The organism is Macrococcoides bohemicum (assembly GCF_016865215.1).
Lineage (GTDB): Bacteria > Bacillota > Bacilli > Staphylococcales > Staphylococcaceae > Macrococcoides > Macrococcoides bohemicum.
Window position 1 is genome coordinate 1362373 of the sequence record NZ_CP054482.1, and the last position, 18405, is coordinate 1380777.

The window sequence follows — 18405 nt, forward strand, 5'->3', positions numbered from 1 at the left end:
TTATTTCTCCATTTTCTCTTCTACGAATTCTTTAATACGTTTAATAGCTTCATGCATTGAATCTAAGTCCGTCGCATAGCTTAAACGAATATTATTTGGTGAACCAAAACCTGATCCTGGAACTACAGCAACTAATTTTTCTTCTAATAATGCAGTTACAAAGTCTTCTGTATTATTAAACCCGCAAAGTTTCACCGTTTCACTTACATTAGGATATAAATAGAATGCACCTTTTGGTTTAATACATTGAATACCTGGTATCTCCAAGAGTTTAGGGTAAATTTCTTCCAGACGACTTTTGAAAATACCATTCATTTCATTTAGGAATGTTTTATCACCATTATATGCTTCAACAGCTGCCCATTGAGAAGGTGTTGTCGGATTACTTGTAGAGTGACTTGATAAATCTGTCATTGCTTTAATTAACTTTGCATCTCCACAAGCATAACCGATACGCCACCCTGTCATAGAATGACTCTTAGAAACACCATTGATAACAACTGTTAATGCTTTGATTTCATCATTAAAGCTTGCGATACTAACATGTTCACCATCGTATACAAGTGTTTCATAAATTTCATCTGATACAACAACAATATTATTTTCTACTGCCCAATCCGCAATTTGTTGTAATTCTTCTTTCGTGTAAACCATTCCACTTGGGTTACTAGGAGATGTTAAAACAAGTGCTTTTGTTTTGTCAGTTTTAACATTATTTAATGTATCGATTGTAACTTTATATTCAGTTGTTTCGTCACTCTCTGCATAGACAACATTTCCGCCAGCTAATATAACTTGTTCAGGATAACTAACCCAATAAGGAATAGGGACAATAACTTCATCTCCCTCATCTAGTAATGCCTGAAATAAATTGTAAAGTGCATGTTTTGCACCACTTGCTACCATAATTTCATTTAATGCATAATCTAAATTATTATCATCTTTTAATTTCTTTTGAATTGCTTCTTTAAGTTGTTTCATCCCACCAGATGGGGTGTATTTCGTTGCACCATTTTGAACCGCTTCAAAAGCTTTATCTATAATATTTTGAGGTGTATTAAAATCTGGTTCACCTGCTGCTAAACCAATAACTGGTTTTCCACTTGCTTTTAATTCATTTGCTTTAGCTGTTATTGCTAAAGTCGTTGATGGTGTTAATTTTTGTACACGTTGAGATAATTCCACGATTCCTCATTCCTCCCAGAATTCATTATAAGAACAGTTTACCAATAAATAAGTCATTTATTAAGTGGTAAAGCTAGAATTCCGAAAAACTTTTGTAGAGTTCGTACATAAATTGCTCAAAATTTTCAATATTACCCTCTTGTTTGTTAAAGTTTGAAAGGATATGACTGAATTTAGTTGCATAGCGACTATCTACTATTCTTCTATCAAAACAAATCATCCAACCACGATCTTTTTCGTTCCGGATTAAACGACCCGTAGCCTGGTGTAATTTATTGACAGCGATAGGAACTTGATAATCTAAAAATACATCATTTACTTCATCTTTCATCAATGCGATATTTAAATCTTTCGGATGCATAAAAGGTAAAGAAACAATCATTACGCATTTTACACCGTCATATTTAAAGTCTATGCCTTCGTAAAATGTTTGCGTAGCGAGCAGTACACCTTTTTCTAATTGATTAAATTGCTGATTCAGTTTCGTTGTATTAACATCACTATTTTGCGTCAATATAACTTGGTCAAGCGCTGTTTCATATAAATAGTCTCTCAAAATTTCAACCTGTTGATAGCTATTTAGTAAGATTAATGCTTTACCATCGTAATTGTTTAAGTACATCAATATATATTCCAGACATTTTTCTATATATTCTTCTTGTTGCTGATAATTGAATGCCGGTATATCTGTAGGTATATATAAAGGTGCTTTATATTTTTCGAATGACGCATCAAATTTTATATATTTCTTGCGCTCCATAAATAAGTCTGATAAAACGTTATGTTCATTAATTGAGTTTATCGTTCCGGAGATAAATATTTTCGAATCAAATGCATCTAAAATATAGTTTTCAATTACTTCTTTTACTTTATGCTCTTTTAAAATAATATGAATGCCTGATTTATTGCGATTATTAAACATTATATACAGCTCACCATGTACCAATATATTGTTATAACATCGTTCAAAGTTTTCTTTTAAGTTAATAATCATTTTGCGTTGGATTTTTGTAATGTTAGATGCAGAAGCAATCATTGATAGCGTATGCATTAATTCAAGCATTAAAATAGCTGGTTCATCTTCTTTCTTGATTTCAGCTTGTATAATATGATCTGAATAATAATGTGTAAGCAGGTAATCAAATAACTGTTCATACTTTTCATTTAATTGCTGTAATTCATTATTAATACTCCCGTATTGGAAAAATGTCAAATCATTTAGTTTTTGCTTGTGACTAATAGCACTTGTATCAAATTCCTGCAATGTCTGAGATATTAAATATTTTAAATCCTGATATTTCAGTTCAAAAGTTGTGTATTTTAATGCGTAATTGAGTATTTGATGTGCTTCATCAATAATAATATGATGATAGTTTTCAAACACATTAAGTTTTCGATTTGATAAAAGGTGCGCATGATTTGTGATTCCAACATGCGCCGTATCAGGATAAGTATCAAACAAATAAGTTTCATTTTGTTGAGGTATATAGAGACTGCGCATCAATTCAAAGTATATTTTACGTCCACCATTTAAATTCAGCTGTTCGATATCACCATCGTTACCACTCATTAAAAAGATGATCAACTGCATTTTTAATATGGAAATATCATGATTAATTTTTGTATCCTTTAAAATATAATCCACAAATTCAATTGTTAAATAATGATTTTTACTTTTAATAATTTGATAAGGTAATTTTAATCCTTGACGTTTTAAAAGTGCGATATCATAATCAATCATTTGATTTTGTAGAGCTATCGTCGAAGTAGACACGAGTACTGATTGATTAGTCTTCGCAATAAAATATGCGGCAGCAATTAAATAACTTAATGTTTTTCCGCTTCCAAGTTCCGCTTCTATTGTAATTTCAGTTTGTTGTTTTAAACTTAAATAAATTTCATAAGATAATTGATATTGCTCTTCTCTATAAATAAAATCAAGTGATTGTATCGTCTGTTCAAAAAATGTTTCAAAAGATACATCGATATTTAGTGGATTCACTTGTCTATTTTTTTTGATAAAATTAATGCCGTTCACTGTATTATAATCAACAGAACTACGCTCATAATCTCGTATCAGATCAAATAATACTTCATCAAAATGATAGCGCATTTGTTTCGCCTGGCTATATAATGATTTCAAAGTAGTACTAGGTAAATTACGTAATCGATCTAATGCAATCATCAATATTTCGCATGTCGCTTTGGCATCGTCAATTGCTCGATGTGCATTTGTTAACTTTATATTTAGCTGCTCAGATAAATAAGACAATTGATACCTCGACATTTGAGGAAATACAATCTTAAATACATCTACAGTATCAATAATGTACTTTGGTTTATAGAATATATTACTTTCATTAAAATATTTTCTTAAAAAATTTAAATCGAAATCAACATTATGTGCTACAAACACACACCCTTCTAATAATTCATATAGTTGAAGAGCGATCATTTGAAATGTCGGCGCATGTTCGACCATTTCATTATTTATTTTTGTTAATGACTGAATAAACGGTGGAATCGGTTGCGTAGTATGCACAAATGATTCAAATGTGTCGATAATCCGATTGTTTTGCATAATACAAACACCAATCTGAATCATTTCATCCACTTCCAGATTATTCCCTGTTGTTTCTAAATCTACAATAGCATATTTTAATGCCATATTTTACACCTACACTTCTATATCTGCACTTATGAAATGATGGCGTTCACCTGTGTCATCTAACACAACGAGTACACCATCGTCTTTCAAATCGATAGCTTTGCCATAAATTTGTTTATTACCTTCAGTATACCTTAACGTTCTATCCCAAATCATAGAATAACTTTTATAAATATTTTTTATCTCTTTAAATGGTTGCGTTAAAAAAGCTTCATAATAATGTTCAATTGAATCTATTAACGTTTTGATAAAAAGATAGCGATCAGTATCTGTTTTAGACTCAAGTTTTAAACTTGTAGCAGTATCTCTAATCGTTGCATCAAAATCTTCGATTGTATGATTTATATTTATACCAATGCCGCAAATAATCGTATGAACACCATCAGAATCTCCATTGATTTCTGTTAAAAAACCACAAACTTTCTTGTCATTGATATATACATCATTCGGCCATTTAATTTTTGGTTCAAGATGTGTAACATTTTTTATCGCTTCAGCGATTGCAATCGAAATAAACAAATTAAACGTTGCAATTTGCTGATAGCTAATATTCGGATGTAAGACAAGACTCATCCATAACCCAGTGTCACGTTTAGAAGCCCATGGACGTTTAAAGCGCCCTTTACCAGCTGTCTGAATTTCGCTCAATACAAGTAACGGTTTATCAATTTCCATTAATAATTCGTGTGCTATAGTCTGAGTAGAAGTTACTTCTTCATAGACAAATTGTTTTTGAAATATTGAATCCGCTAATACATATGATAATAAATCACTATCCCAATGATCTGGAACTGAAGTAATGCGATATCCTTTGTTCTTTATTGATTCAACTGAATATCCTTGTGTCTTCAAAACTTCAATTGCTTTCCATATCGCAGTACGTGACACGTTGAATTGTTCAGCGAGTTTTTGTCCAGAAACATAATCGTCTTTATGTATCATTAAATATTCAAGTATATCCTGTTTATATTTAGACATGATTCTTTGCCCACTCCAATATTTTTTCTTGTCGATTGCTCAGTCGTCCTTCAATAACTGCTAATTCAATTTTGTTTATCATACTTTTTAGCCAAGGACCAGGTTTTTTATTTAAATATGACATTAGTACATTTCCATCAATTTGCAATTCATCTCGTGTCTGAATTGGTAATTGTTGTTTAGCATTTTGAATTGATGTTATATCTACTAAATTATCAAAAATAATTTTTTCATTTAATATAAAACGATACACATCTTGAATTAAGTCTATATCAAATCGATATACAAATGATTTTAAACTCATATCAGGCTGATTAAAATAATCAAAAATTAAGACACAGTCTTTTATTTGTTTCTTCTCTTGATTTGATAGTTTAAAATCAGAAATTTTAGATGTTAAATCCTGATCTACTTTTAATTCACAATATATAATATATGCGATGTAAACGGTAAAATCTACAGGTGAGTGTACCTGATAAGAAGCCGTATTCCCCTTTATATCTCTAAAAAAAGGTAGATGACTATACATTGTCTTATAAAAGATATGTAATGCTTGATGAACACCTTTACCCATCAATAGTTTCTTCATCTCAACAACTATCCGCTCTATTGAAACTAAAGCAATTGTTGCAGCATGTTTTTCAATAGCCAGCAGAGTATTCTCTTCAATATTAAAATACAGGACACTTTGAAATCGGATAGCGCGCATCATGCGTAATGCATCTTCTTCGAAACGATGAGCTGCATTACCTACTGCACGTATTTCTTTATTTCCCAAATCTTTTTGGCCATCAAAATAATCGATTATTTCGTGTGTTTCACTTAATGCTAGCGCATTGATTGTAAAATCTCGACGTTCTAAATCAGATTTCAAATCGGTAACGAATTGTACCTGATCAGGACGTCGATGATCAATATATTCCCCGTCTATTCGAAATGTCGTTACCTCAAACTGATAGTCCTGCCTCAATACGATGACTGTACCATGATCAATACCAACAGGCACAGTCTTACTAAAAATCTTGATGATATTTTCTGGCAGACAATTTGTAGTTATATCGATATCATTTATTTCTTTTTTAAGCAATAGATTGCGTACAGCACCGCCTACAATGTACGCTTCATATCCATGCAGCTTTAATTCTCCGATGACTTCATTTGCAGCAATTATCAACGCCTGTGTTGTATGATTTAAATATGCTAGTTCTAATTTCATAACTACTCCATTTTTGACATTAATTTTTTACTAAAGATTGGTAGATTGCTTCGTATTGATCTGTAATAATTGTAGAATGGAATCTTTCATTAATATCAACTTTCATCGCTTTCTGAAATTTTGAATATAATTTATCATTCGTAAGTAGGTCAATGGCATATTCACTTGCTTGAACTGTATCACCTACATCCACAATAAATCCTGTTTCAGTATGTTTAATGACTTCCTGTATACCGCCAGCAGTGGTTCCGATACACACAACACCCGAATGCATCGCTTCAAGCAATACAAGTCCAAAACTTTCTTTTTCACTCATCAATAAGAATAAATCAGACATTTGATAATAGCTCGCTACCTTATCCTGTTTGCCTAAAAACATGACATCATCAAGAACACCTAGTTTCTTTGCATAGCTTCTCATTTTCGATAGTTCTGGACCATCTCCTAATAAAATGAGCTTAGACTTTAACTTTGCTCTTACTAAACTAAACGTTTTAATAACATCCTGAATGCGTTTTACTTTCCTAAAATTTGATACATGGATCAACACTTTATAATCATCCGGGATACCATAACATGCTCTTAATGCTTTATTATCAATTGGTTCAAAATCTTTTTCATTAATAAAGTTGTATACTGTATTGATTTCCTTATCTGGCGCAATAATATCATATGTTTCCTGTGTTAATGCATTACTCACACTTGTGACAATATCGCTTTCTTCGATACCAAATTTTATGGCATCCTTTAATGTTGAATCGTACCCAAGAACCGTAATATCTGTACCATGTAAAGTTGTTACAATACCTACATCTTTTCTGGCAATCTGACGTGCAAGAATACCACAAATTGCATGTGGTACTGCATAATGCATATGTAAAACATCAAGGTCATACACATTGATAACTTCCGCAATTTTAGTCGCCAGCGTAATATCATAAGGTGGATACTGAAATACTGAATATTGATTAACATCAACCTGATGTATGGTAATATTCGGCATTTGAAACTGTATTCTAAATGGGGTGTTAGAAGTAATAAAATGAACGTCATGGCCTCTCTCTGCCATCTTTATTCCCAGTTCAGTTGCAATAATTCCCGAACCACCCATTGTAGGGTAACAAGTTATACCTATCTTCATAATGACCTCCTATAATGACTCAAAATACGTAATAATTGCTAGAGCGCTACCTTCATTTGTAGCAAGCGGTACATCATAAACATCAGACAATCGTAACAATGCACTGACATCTGGTTCATGAGGTTGCGCAGTCAAAGGATCACGGAAGAAAAAGATTGCATCAATTGCTTTATTAGCTACTAATGCACCAATTTCCTGGTCACCACCGAGTGGCCCTGATTTAAACCTTGTTACATTTAAACCCGTTCTTTCAATTACACGTAGACCAGTTGTGCCTGTTGCAAACAACTCATGTTTACTAAATTCATCTATATGGTCTTCAATAAACTTAACTAGCGCATCTTTTTTCTGATCATGTGCGATAATAGCAAACTTCACTCCTTATCCACCCTTTCAAAGCGATTTTTATCCCTATTATTAAATTTATCCATCGTCTGATTAAAACTTTCTGTCAAATCAATATTCATTGAGTTAGCAAGACAAATTAACACAAAAAGATTATCAGCAAGTTCTAATCCAATCTCTTTTTCTTTTTCACTTAGTTTCTTTTGTTTTGGACCATATACATGATTAATTTCTCGTGCCAATTCTCCGACTTCTTCTGTTAATCTCACCATATTTTCCATTGGTGAAAAATAGCCAGGTTTAAATTGATTTATATATGCATCTACTTCTTGCTGCATTTTTAATAATGATTTCATAATTACCTCCAAAATATTAACATTATTATGTATAATTAAATTTATAAAGGGGGTTAATAAATGCAAAAAACGCTTCAAGTAAAATTAATTAATATTATCATGATTCTTATAGGTGCATTTATTTTTAGTTTTGGTATCGTGAATTTTAATATGGCTAACGCGCTGACAGAAGGTGGTTTTACCGGTATTGCTTTAATATTATATCATTTATTTCATTTCAGCCCTGCTATATTGAATTTAATCTTTAACATTCCACTTTTCTTTGTAGGATATAAACTATTGGGGAAACTTTCATTTATCTATACCTTAATAGGTACTTTAAGTGTATCGTTATTTCTTGGTATTTGCGAAAAATATCCATTACATATTAATTTAAAAGATGATTTACTTCTCGCTAGCTTATTTGGTGGTGTATTTATTGGTGCAGGTCTCGGCATTATCTTTCGATTCGGAGGAACAACCGGTGGTGTTGATATCCTTGCCCGACTTATGAAAAAATATTTCGAAGTACCGATGGGAAGAACGATGTTCGCATTCGATTGCCTCGTTATTCTTGCAACATATTTAACACTAGGTGATTTTCGCATTACAATGTATACACTCGTCTGTGTATTTGTTGGAGCGCGCGTCATCGATACAATCCAGGACTCAGGTTACTCTGCACGAGGTGCAATGATTATTTCTGAGCAACATCAGGCAATTTCTGATGAAATCAGTAACGTATTAGAACGTGGTGTTACATTAATCTCAGCACATGGACATTATTCTAAAACTGACCGTCCAATTGTATACTGTGTCGTGCCAAGAAATGAAATCACACGTCTAAAACAAGTCATTAACAGTATAGATCCCCATGCCTTTGTATCACTGCTAGATGTACACGACGTATTAGGCGAAGGATTTACTTTAGATGAATTTAAAAAACCGTTAGAAAGATAATATATAGATCATTAAACACATAATAAAAACCGACCATATTCTATAAATCAACGGATGATTAATAGAATATGGTCGGTTTTATATATTATATGTTTTTTAATGATTCAACATTATTAATCTGAATTTCTTGCCATCATAAAGAATCTTAAAAACTCAGCTACAGCAACTGCAGTCGCTGCCACATATGTCATTGCTGCCGCAGATAAAACAGTTTTGGCATGACGATATTCATCTTCATCAACAATATGCAATGCTTCAATCTGGTTCATCGCGCGCTTACTTGCATCAAACTCAACCGGTAATGTAACGATTGAGAATAATACGGCAAATGACATTAATACAACACCAGCCCAGATAGCCATTGTTCCAAGGCCACCGCCTTGTTGACTCATACCAGTTAATACTGCACCAATCATGATAAGGATGTAGCTAAATGTAGTACCTAAATTTGCTAATGGTACTAAAGCACTTCGTACTTTAAGCATTCCGTAACCTGTTGCATGTTGAATTGCATGACCTACTTCATGTGCTGCAATTGCAGTACCAGCGACACTTGGTTGTCTAAAATTAGATGGACTAAGTACTACAACTTTCTTATTAGGATCATAATGATCTGATAAGAATCCTTCACCTTCAATAACTCGAACATCTGTAATTCCGTTTGCTGCTAAAATTTCTTCAGCTACTTGTTGTCCAGATTTTCCACTTGTAGAACGTACGCGACTATATTTATTGTAAGTAGACTTTACTTTATATTGGAAATACATCGGTACTAACATTATGATAATAAAATACAGGATATAACTCATTAATGTATTGCCTCCTTATACTAGATTAGTTTTATTTTATTAAAAAGGTCAAAATTAATCAAATATTATGTCCTTATCCATGATGTAAAGTAGTAGCACAAAACATAATATGGATAACCAATATGAAAAATAACCAATATGTTGAATGTATTCATTCAACATACTATATATAGGATACTGCATATAGACATAATCTATGACATCATTATGAAATACCCACATTGCAGTAAGTAAAACATGTTTTAATCTTATTTTGAATAATGGAAAGAAAAGAAGTGCCTGCACCGCCATAATAGCATGTGACATACAGAGCATTAAACCGATAGCTGTTACCTGTCCTAATTCTATAAAAGTAAATATATTCATCACTACTGCCCATATGCCATATTTAATAAGTGTGATAAATGCAAGGCATTCAATTAACGGTAAATGTTTTTTAAATAAAATAGCTGTAAGCGCAATAATTAAAAATAAAGTGGCTGTCGGACTATCTGGTACAAACGGTATAAAATACCACTTCGTGTCAGTAAGTTGTTCAGTATACCAGTAATAGCCATAAAGCGTTCCTAAAAGATTACACAAAATAATAAAGATAAGAAATACTTTATTCTGAATCCAGTAATAAATTTGATCTATCATCATGCACCTCATAAAAAAAGAATCATCACATGGATGATTCTTTAGTTATTATTTCTTAAGTGGTTTACCGCTTTCGTCAGTTTCTTCTAAACCTTCGATAAATTTACCAACTTCTTTGATTTGTTCTTTTGTTAAAGTATCTTTAAATGATGGCATTGCACCACTACCTTTTTCAACAAAACCTTCAACAGCAGCTGCAGGTAATTGAGATTTAACTAAGTTAGGGCCTGAACCACCAGTTAATTCTCCACCATGACAACTTGTACAGTTAGATTTAATAATCTTTTCGTACGTTGGATCTTTCTTATCTAAGTTAGTGAATACAATCTTACCTTGCGCTGCTTGTTGTTTCCAATCATGGTAATGAGAAGATTCCCATGTTGTATAGAAGATTATAGCAACTGCAAGTAACATAAATCCAGAAGCTAAAGGACGTTTTGTCCATTTACGCTCAGGACCTCTGTCTAACCAAGGTGCTAACATTAATGCACCGAAAGCGATACCTGGCATTACAATTGCACCAAATGTATTAAATGGACCTGATGCGTAAGTATATTTTAAAATTTGATATAAGAATAAGAAATACCAGTCAGGTAATGGTGTGTAACCTGTATCTGATGGATCTGCGACACGTTCTAATGGAGATGGATGCGCAACTGTTAAACATAAATATGCAACTAGGAATACTGCTCCCGTCATCCATTCTTTTAATAAGAAATCAGGCCAGAAACTTTCTGTTTTACCTGGAAATTCTGAATAATCTCGATTTAATTTTGGTTTCTCATATGATTTAATACGAGAATCACCAACAAACTTCATACCTTTTCCGCGATGCATCTATATTACCTCCTTTTATAGTGTATTCGTGTTTATAGTGGCCCCGAAATACCTTGTTTTCTGATCATGATAAAGTGAGCTGCTAACAACGCGAATAAACATGCAGGCAAGAAGAATACATGAATAGCGAAGAATCGCGTTAATGTTTGTGCACCGACAATTTGTGGGTCTCCGGCTAATAATGTTTTAACCCATGGACCAATAAACGGTACAGATTCTGCAATTTGTAAACCTACTTTTGTTGCAAATAATGCTTTCATATCCCATGGTAATAGATAACCTGTAAACGATAATCCTAACATTACGAAGAAAATTAATACGCCGACTAACCAGTTTAATTCACGAGGTTGTTTATAACTACCTGTAAAGAATACACGAAGCGTATGTAAGAACATCATGACTACAACTAAACTTGCACCCCAGTGATGCATACCACGAACAATTACACCTGCTGCAACATCATGCTGTAAATAATAAACTGATTTCCATGCGTTTACGATATCTGGTACGTAGTACATTGTTAAGAACATACCTGATAATACTTGAATTACTGTGATGAAAAACGTTAAACCACCAAAACAATAAACGAATGCAGAAAAGTGATAAGCAGGGTTAACATGCTCAGGCACCTCATGATCTGCGATATCGCGCCAGATTGGTGTAATATCAAGTCTGTCATCGACCCAATCATAGATTTTATCGATCATTTTTTACCCTCCTATTTCACTAATTCATTTGGATGTTTTTTACCGATTGTAAGCATACCGCCTTTATCACCAGTTTCATACTGATCTAAAGGTCCAAGTGGTGGTGTACCAGGAACATTTGCCCCATTCTTTTCGTAACGACCATTATGACATGGACAGAAGAATTGGTTTGGGTTTGATTTATCACCGTTCCATGTTACTGTACAACCTAAATGTTTACAAACTGGAGACATTGCAATAATGTTTTCCCCATCTTTATAAACCCATGCAAAATCTGTTACTTCGCTCGTATACCATGCATCTTTTTGTTCGTATTTGAAATCCACTTTCGTTGGTTCCTCAGTGATTTCCGAAACTTTAAGGCTAGTCGTAATCATATCTCCTGCAGCTCCAGATTTAAAAACAGGATCTAATGCGAAACGCCCCAATGGCATAACCATACCAGCAGCCATAAATGATCCAACTCCCATTAAGGAATAGTTTAAAAATTGGCGTCTTGTGACACGTTGGCTCATTTAATTTTCCCCCCTCTAACGCGATTCTTTTATATAAAATATACTAGGACATATCAATTTTAGCTTATTAAGGTGGCTTGGTCAATAAGATGTCACAATTTATGTAATAAAATTGTCATTATTTATTCCATAAAATAATAATTGATTTCATCAATGATTTGATATTCTCCTGGACAAATTCCTGTTTCATTTCATGATCTAATGTTTCTAAAGGTAAGATATTTATTTTATGCACATTTTCTTTTTCAAGATTAAATTTTTGTGGTACCACAAATACCAGATTCTTAAATCCGAATGTTTGTAATTGTGATTCGATAGTATCAAGGATTTTAATATCATCTATGAGCTGAATAGGTGGAACTACTAACAGACGACCTTTAAATTGTTGTTCTACTCCCATCGTTACATATTGAATCATTTCATAATGATCAGCGATGTCCATCAAATGTTTTGAGTAATCAACCGGTACAACCGGAATAATTGCAGTGTCTATATATTCAAGTTGATCCTGCAAAGTTTTTAGATCCTGATGATTAAATAACATGTTTTCTTTTCCTCTCTAAATCAATTTTTAATTGCGTAAGCATTGCAAAACGGATTTGATTTTTTGTAAGTAAAGTGTCTTCTATTGCGTAGTTAATCTGTTCAATCAAATAAGTATATAACTTAGGATTTGTGAATATTTCATACAAATCTATTTTCATTTTAATATAATCAATGTTTAAATCGTTTTCATCCATCACTAGAAAATCAATTTGATACATTAACTCCTGCTGACATATAATATCGTATTTCAAATCACTAAATAATATATTCACGTATAACTGTTTTTCGTTATTTAGTAGATAATGGAAAATAACATCACTATCAGTATAAATACCATGACTTAATATCAAATGTACTTTAAATTGATTAAAAATGATTAACTGATCTTTTAGTTGTGTCGTTTTTTTAAATTGTATATGTTCTAAAATATTTGGTTTATCTTTTATCAAATTAAGTAACCACACTGTATTTTTATCATGAATTTCATATTGATTGAGTAAATACTTTATGAATCCACTACGTTCATCAATGATATTGTAATTCATTAAGCATCAATATCCGCATTCGGGTCGATTTGAAGTATTAACGCATACAATTGTTCGGCAAGTTTTACATCTGCAATCTCACGTGCATAGTTATAATAATCCGTTAAGAATTGCGTATTGTCTTTTAGCACATTATAGCTTTCGGCATAAAAATGTTTCGCTTCTGTATCTTTTTCTAATTGCTGATAACTAAAAGCCAGATGCCACATCACTGTTGGATCTAAATCTTCCTCGTCTATATATGCAAATAATTTCACAAGATCTTCATATGCTTCTTCTTCTCTATAGTAATCAGCAAGTAATAATGATGCTTCAACATATGATGGATCTATTGTTAACGCCTGAATTAAATATTCAACCCCCTTTTCATTATGCATCTTAATCATGATGCGGCCTGTATCAACAAGCAATTCTTTATAAAACTCATTTAAACTTAAACCTTTTTGTCCTACTATGATTGCATCATTGTATTTACGTTCGCTTTCTAACAAGTTTACGAGTAATAAATAAGCCTGCATATAATCCGGATCTTTATCTAATAAGGTTTGTAATGTTTGAATACTGCGTTCTATTCGATCTGCTTTCTGATAACTGATCGCCATCTTGAAATAATCATCACTTAGCATATCCTTGTCATCTATTTTTTCATAATATTCTACCGCTTCTTCATAGTCACCTGATTGTAAGACACAATCCGCTATGCGTGATTGAATATTAACATTATTGACACGGTCAATTCCATTATTTATCAAATACTCATAACTTCGGACTGCCGGTAAATATTGACCGTCAAAATAATATAGTTCAGCGAGTGCAAAACTTATAATTGGATCCTCACTAGACATCGCATATGCCTGTTTCACTTTTTCAATAGCTACTTCAAGCATATCCTGCTGTTGATAGATATCAGCCTCGAGCATTAATCGTTCTACCGTAAGCGGTGTATTATGAAGTATCTCTATCGCCTTATCGTGTTGATTATCGTCAATTAAACATTCGATATAATAAGCCATCACATCTGGTTCATCAGGATACAGCTCAAATAATCGCGAAAATACTTTCAACCCTTGAGGATTAAGTCCATATTGTAATAGTGTATCCCCAAGCTGAAATAAAGCATCGTGATCATCAGTAAATAATGCACCGTCTATTGATTCGTCCAGTTTGTCCAAATTTTGCAGATGAATCTGATCAATAATCTGATAAATATCCATTAGTTTCCTCCTTGTAATCGTCTTAAATCATTCATAAATGATGGGTACGATACATTAACCGCATCAATATGATCAATTTCAATTTCTTCAGTTTCTAATAAATTCGCAATAGCAAGCAACATACCGATACGGTGATCATTAAAAGATGAAAATCGCGTGCTCTGCATCGATTCTTTTTCCTGTCCATAAATTATCATACCATCATCAGTAGCTTCTATATGATAGCCGAGCTGATTCAAACTTTCAACTACCTTGTCTATTCTGTTCGTTTCCTTTACCTTCAATTCTTCAGCATCACGTATTACACTTCTACCACGCGCCTGTGTCATCAATAATGCAATAATCGGTATCTCATCAATTAATGTTGGAATCATATCCCCATAAACATCTGTTGCATTTAACTGGGCTGTATATTTCACCTCTATATCGCATATCGGTTCCGCGCCGTCAGAAACAGATTTTAAAGAAATTTGTCCACCCATTGCCTTAACAACTTCAATAATACCAGAACGTGTCATATTTGTTCCGACATTTCTGATGACAATATGACTTCCGGGAATGATTAAACCGGCTACGATAAAGAATGCAGCAGAAGAAATATCACCAGGTACTTGTATATCAGTAGTTACTAACTTATCTATGGAATGCGCTGGTAAGTGGATATAATCATCTTGTTTCTCAACTTCAATGCCAAACTGTTGAAACATGAGTTCTGTGTGGTTACGTGAAGTCACCTGTTCTTTTAACATAACATCGCTTTTTGCATACAAACCTGCAAATAATATTGCTGACTTTACTTGCGCACTTTTAACCTGCATATCATACGTTACCCCATTAATATTAACAACATTATTCATGCTATTGATAACAAGTGGTGTACGACTATTATTTTGACTACCAATAATATCCACACCCATTAAACGCAACGGTTCAATGACACGATCCATCGGTCTTTTCGCTATTGAATCATCACCACTCATCACAGACATAAATGGCAGCCCCGCAAGTACACCAGACAATAACCGTGTAGTTGTGCCTGAATTACCAGTGTCCAGCACTTGTGTAGGCTCAACAAAATTACGATAACCTTGCGCGTTAATTATTATTTCTTTATTTACTTCATTAACCCGAATATCCACGCCTAACTTTCGAAAAATATTTATCGTACTCAAACAATCTTCACCTAATAAAGGGTCTATGATTTTCATTTTTCCTTCGGATAAACTACCTAAGATAATTGCGCGATGTGTGATTGACTTATCACCAGGTACTTTTATCTCGCCTGTTAATCCTTTACTTTTCACCATAACAACTCCTTAATACAGTAACCCAGCGCTCAAAAGACTTTTTTAATGTGCCGTGTTCAAATGATTTCAAATAAAACACATCTTCTAAATGACCTTGTCGTTGTTTCATGACAACAAAACTAATACTTTCTGTTTCATTTTTCTTATCTTTACTGAGCAGTGAGTAATAATGTTTAAATGCCTTCACTTCTACTTCTGGAAACCCTAGCTGAATCAGCCAATGATAAAACTTTTCGATTACATTTTCTTCATATCCACTTAAAATAAGTGCAAACATCATCCCATGCATAACAGCAATGCCGTGTGGCAATTTGTGTGAAAATTCTAAAGCATGACCTAACGTATGTCCAAAATTTAAGTACTTTCGTACGCCACTTTCTAACTCATCACGCTCTACGACATTCAGTTTCGTTTGAATGCCATAAGTAATCCATGTCTGTATTTTATGCATATCTTTTAAATCGTCCGGTTTATTAAATGCCTGCATTAATCTTGATAAATCATCATTTACGATATCACTTATCTGATTTACTTTGTAATTCCCATTCAATATTACGTGCTTCACGATTTCAGCAAACCCACTTAAAAGCTCAGCATCATTTAAAGTATTTAAAAAAGAAATATCATATATCACTCTATCAGGTCGTTTAAATGCACCGATTAAGTTCTTGCCATGTTTAGAATTTATTCCTGTCTTTCCTCCAATTGCAGCATCATGAGCTAAGATCGTAGTAGGTACCTGAATGAACGAGATACCACGTAATAAACTTGCAGCAACATATCCTGTAAAATCTCCAGTAGCCCCTCCACCGATAGCAATCAAGCAATCATTACGTTTAATATTTTTTTCAAGTAATAGTTCTATCATTGTATTAAAATGATGCATCGTCTTTACAGCTTCACCTGAAGGAATCAACACTTTTTCAATATCATATCTTTTCATGAATGCATCTATCTTTGCTTTGTGAAGACTATACACATAAGTATCAATTAATGCATAACATTTGTGATAATGATTTAGATCATATTCCAGTTCCAATGCATTTTCTGAAACAATAATCTCATAATTTTTCGCCTTTTGGTCCACCTGATAATTTGTAATGAGTTTCATCTAGAACTCCTTAATATAAGTTTTGTGACGTTCAATATTATCCTGTAATTGAGCTAAATCATTGGATTGAAACTCCTCCAGTATTTCTTTCGCGATCTCAAAAGCAACAGCATGTTCACAAACAATTGATGCTGCTGGCACAGCACAGCTATCACTGCGTTCTATAGAAGCTTTATATGCTTCCTTTGTATTAATATCGACTGAATCAAGCGGTTTGTATAGTGTTGGGATAGGCTTCATTACAGCATTAACGATAATTGGCATGCCATTGGTCATCCCGCCTTCAAATCCTCCAAGCTGATTAGATAAGCGATAATATCCTGACTTATCATAACCAATGGGATCCTGCACTTGACTACCAGGTAAATGCTTCATATCATAGCCTGCACCAAATGACACTGCTTTAAATGCATTAATGCTAATAACAGATTGTGCCACTTTACCATCTAATTTACGATCGTAATGTACATAGCTTCCTAAACCTGCCGGTACGTTTTCTACAATAACCTGCACTTCACCACCAATTGAATCACCATTTGATTTTGCCAGATCAATTATATCTCGCATCTGTTGTGCAACATTGTCATCAATACAACGCACATCATTAGTATCATTATTTTCTTTAATAGTATGAATTGGATAATCGGTGTTATCTCTAGCACCACCAATTTCAACGACACGGGAAAATATATCAATACCCAGCTGACTCAATAACACTTTACAGACCGCACCAACTGAAACACGTGCAGCCGTTTCACGTGCACTTGAACGTTCAAGCACGTTTCGTAAATCTCTGTGACGATACTTCATACCGCCGACAAGATCAGCGTGTCCAGGACGTGGTTTTGTAATGACACGTTTCACGGGTTCTATATCATCTTTTGGATTTACACCCATCACCTTTAACCAATGTTTATGGTCATCATTTTTTATCACTAAAGTAATCGGCGAACCAAGTGTAACACCATGCCTTACACCAGAGGTTATCTCTACAGTATCTTTTTCAATCTGCATACGTCGACCTCGGCCATATCCACCTTGACGTTTAAATAATTCCTGATTGATCATATCACTTGTAAGCTGCATGTTAGAAGGCATGCCTTCTATAATGACAGTTAGTTTAGGACCATGTGATTCTCCCGCTGTTAAAAATCTCAAAATAATCGCTCCTTAATATTTATCATTACTAAATCTTATCAAATATATGCTTGTTTCTCCAATGTATTATATTTAAATACAAATAAAAAAAGACAGTTACCTATATAGGTAACTGTCAATTTATTAATTAGTACACCCAAGCAGCTGTTACTAATAAGGTATTTTTTCGTTGATTTCCTAAGAGTCTAA

The 18405-nt window shown here is 33.3% G+C and carries 19 protein-coding genes; 1 reads left to right on the forward strand and 18 read right to left on the reverse strand.

The genetic code is table 11. The annotated features are described in order from the left end of the window. The 7 genes from HT586_RS06985 to HT586_RS07015 form a co-directional block, all read right to left on the reverse strand. A complete protein-coding gene (locus HT586_RS06985; protein ID WP_133353211.1) occupies positions 1 to 1185 on the reverse strand; it encodes a pyridoxal phosphate-dependent aminotransferase in 1185 nt (394 codons plus the stop codon). Positions 1186 to 1258: 73 nt separating this feature from the next. After that, positions 1259 to 3853 carry a helicase C-terminal domain-containing protein gene (locus HT586_RS06990; RefSeq protein WP_096076464.1) on the reverse strand — a complete coding sequence of 865 codons (2595 nt, stop codon included), beginning with the start codon at positions 3851 to 3853 and terminating at the stop codon, positions 1259 to 1261. Positions 3854 to 3862: 9 nt separating this feature from the next. Next, entirely contained in the window at positions 3863 to 4831 is a 969-nt protein-coding gene (locus tag HT586_RS06995; protein WP_096076463.1) for a biotin--[acetyl-CoA-carboxylase] ligase, read from the reverse strand. Then, a complete protein-coding gene (locus HT586_RS07000) occupies positions 4824 to 6047 on the reverse strand; it encodes a CCA tRNA nucleotidyltransferase (protein WP_203545473.1) in 1224 nt (407 codons plus the stop codon). Before HT586_RS07000 ends, HT586_RS06995 begins: the two co-directional genes overlap by 8 nt. 19 nt (positions 6048 to 6066) lie before the next feature. Further along, positions 6067 to 7188 carry an N-acetyl-alpha-D-glucosaminyl L-malate synthase BshA gene (gene bshA, locus HT586_RS07005; protein WP_096076461.1) on the reverse strand — a complete coding sequence of 374 codons (1122 nt, stop codon included), beginning with the start codon at positions 7186 to 7188 and terminating at the stop codon, positions 6067 to 6069. 9 nt (positions 7189 to 7197) lie between these two features. After that, the gene (gene mgsA / locus HT586_RS07010; protein WP_096076460.1) at positions 7198 to 7566 is read right to left on the reverse strand and encodes a methylglyoxal synthase; all 369 of its coding nucleotides are present in this window, start codon (positions 7564 to 7566) and stop codon (positions 7198 to 7200) included. Continuing rightward, complete coding sequence (locus tag HT586_RS07015; RefSeq protein WP_096076459.1) at positions 7563 to 7889, reverse strand: nucleotide pyrophosphohydrolase; 327 nt, start codon at positions 7887 to 7889, stop codon at positions 7563 to 7565. The genes mgsA and HT586_RS07015 overlap by 4 nt, the downstream gene beginning before the upstream one ends. A gap of 60 nt (positions 7890 to 7949) precedes the next feature. On the opposite strand from HT586_RS07015, the gene HT586_RS07020 reads away from it, so the two are divergent. Beyond that, positions 7950 to 8828: a YitT family protein gene (locus HT586_RS07020; protein ID WP_203545474.1), complete on the forward strand. Its 879-nt coding sequence runs from the start codon at positions 7950 to 7952 to the stop codon at positions 8826 to 8828. 113 nt (positions 8829 to 8941) lie between these two features. Here HT586_RS07020 and HT586_RS07025 read toward each other — a convergent pair whose 3' ends face one another. The 11 genes from HT586_RS07025 to aroC form a co-directional block, all read right to left on the reverse strand. Next, positions 8942 to 9637: a zinc metallopeptidase gene (locus HT586_RS07025; RefSeq protein ID WP_096076457.1), complete on the reverse strand. Its 696-nt coding sequence runs from the start codon at positions 9635 to 9637 to the stop codon at positions 8942 to 8944. Between the two features lie 54 nt (positions 9638 to 9691). Then, positions 9692 to 10276, reverse strand: a complete 585-nt coding sequence (locus HT586_RS07030) for a DUF1405 domain-containing protein (RefSeq protein WP_407943971.1) — start codon at positions 10274 to 10276, stop codon at positions 9692 to 9694. 48 nt (positions 10277 to 10324) lie between these two features. Further along, positions 10325 to 11113 carry a menaquinol-cytochrome c reductase cytochrome b/c subunit gene (locus tag HT586_RS07035; RefSeq protein WP_111744942.1) on the reverse strand — a complete coding sequence of 263 codons (789 nt, stop codon included), beginning with the start codon at positions 11111 to 11113 and terminating at the stop codon, positions 10325 to 10327. A 32-nt stretch (positions 11114 to 11145) separates the two neighbouring features. Then, positions 11146 to 11820, reverse strand: coding sequence for a menaquinol-cytochrome c reductase cytochrome b subunit (gene qcrB / locus HT586_RS07040; RefSeq protein WP_086042577.1), 675 nt, complete (start codon positions 11818 to 11820; stop codon positions 11146 to 11148). Between the two features lie 11 nt (positions 11821 to 11831). Next, the gene (locus HT586_RS07045; protein ID WP_099578198.1) at positions 11832 to 12335 is read right to left on the reverse strand and encodes a QcrA and Rieske domain-containing protein; all 504 of its coding nucleotides are present in this window, start codon (positions 12333 to 12335) and stop codon (positions 11832 to 11834) included. Between the two features lie 118 nt (positions 12336 to 12453). Then, positions 12454 to 12879, reverse strand: coding sequence for a DUF2487 family protein (locus tag HT586_RS07050; protein WP_111744940.1), 426 nt, complete (start codon positions 12877 to 12879; stop codon positions 12454 to 12456). Beyond that, positions 12869 to 13426 carry a YpiB family protein gene (locus HT586_RS07055; protein ID WP_203545476.1) on the reverse strand — a complete coding sequence of 186 codons (558 nt, stop codon included), beginning with the start codon at positions 13424 to 13426 and terminating at the stop codon, positions 12869 to 12871. Before HT586_RS07055 ends, HT586_RS07050 begins: the two co-directional genes overlap by 11 nt. Then, complete coding sequence (locus tag HT586_RS07060) at positions 13426 to 14640, reverse strand: tetratricopeptide repeat protein (RefSeq protein WP_133353215.1); 1215 nt, start codon at positions 14638 to 14640, stop codon at positions 13426 to 13428. The genes HT586_RS07055 and HT586_RS07060 overlap by 1 nt, the downstream gene beginning before the upstream one ends. After that, a complete protein-coding gene (gene aroA / locus HT586_RS07065) occupies positions 14640 to 15947 on the reverse strand; it encodes a 3-phosphoshikimate 1-carboxyvinyltransferase (protein WP_188017344.1) in 1308 nt (435 codons plus the stop codon). Before aroA ends, HT586_RS07060 begins: the two co-directional genes overlap by 1 nt. Continuing rightward, positions 15934 to 17058, reverse strand: coding sequence for a 3-dehydroquinate synthase (locus HT586_RS07070; RefSeq protein WP_096076449.1), 1125 nt, complete (start codon positions 17056 to 17058; stop codon positions 15934 to 15936). Before HT586_RS07070 ends, aroA begins: the two co-directional genes overlap by 14 nt. Beyond that, positions 17059 to 18216 (reverse strand): chorismate synthase, encoded by a 1158-nt coding sequence (aroC, locus tag HT586_RS07075; RefSeq protein WP_203545477.1) that lies wholly within the window; start codon positions 18214 to 18216, stop codon positions 17059 to 17061. Positions 18217 to 18405 lie beyond the last annotated feature (189 nt).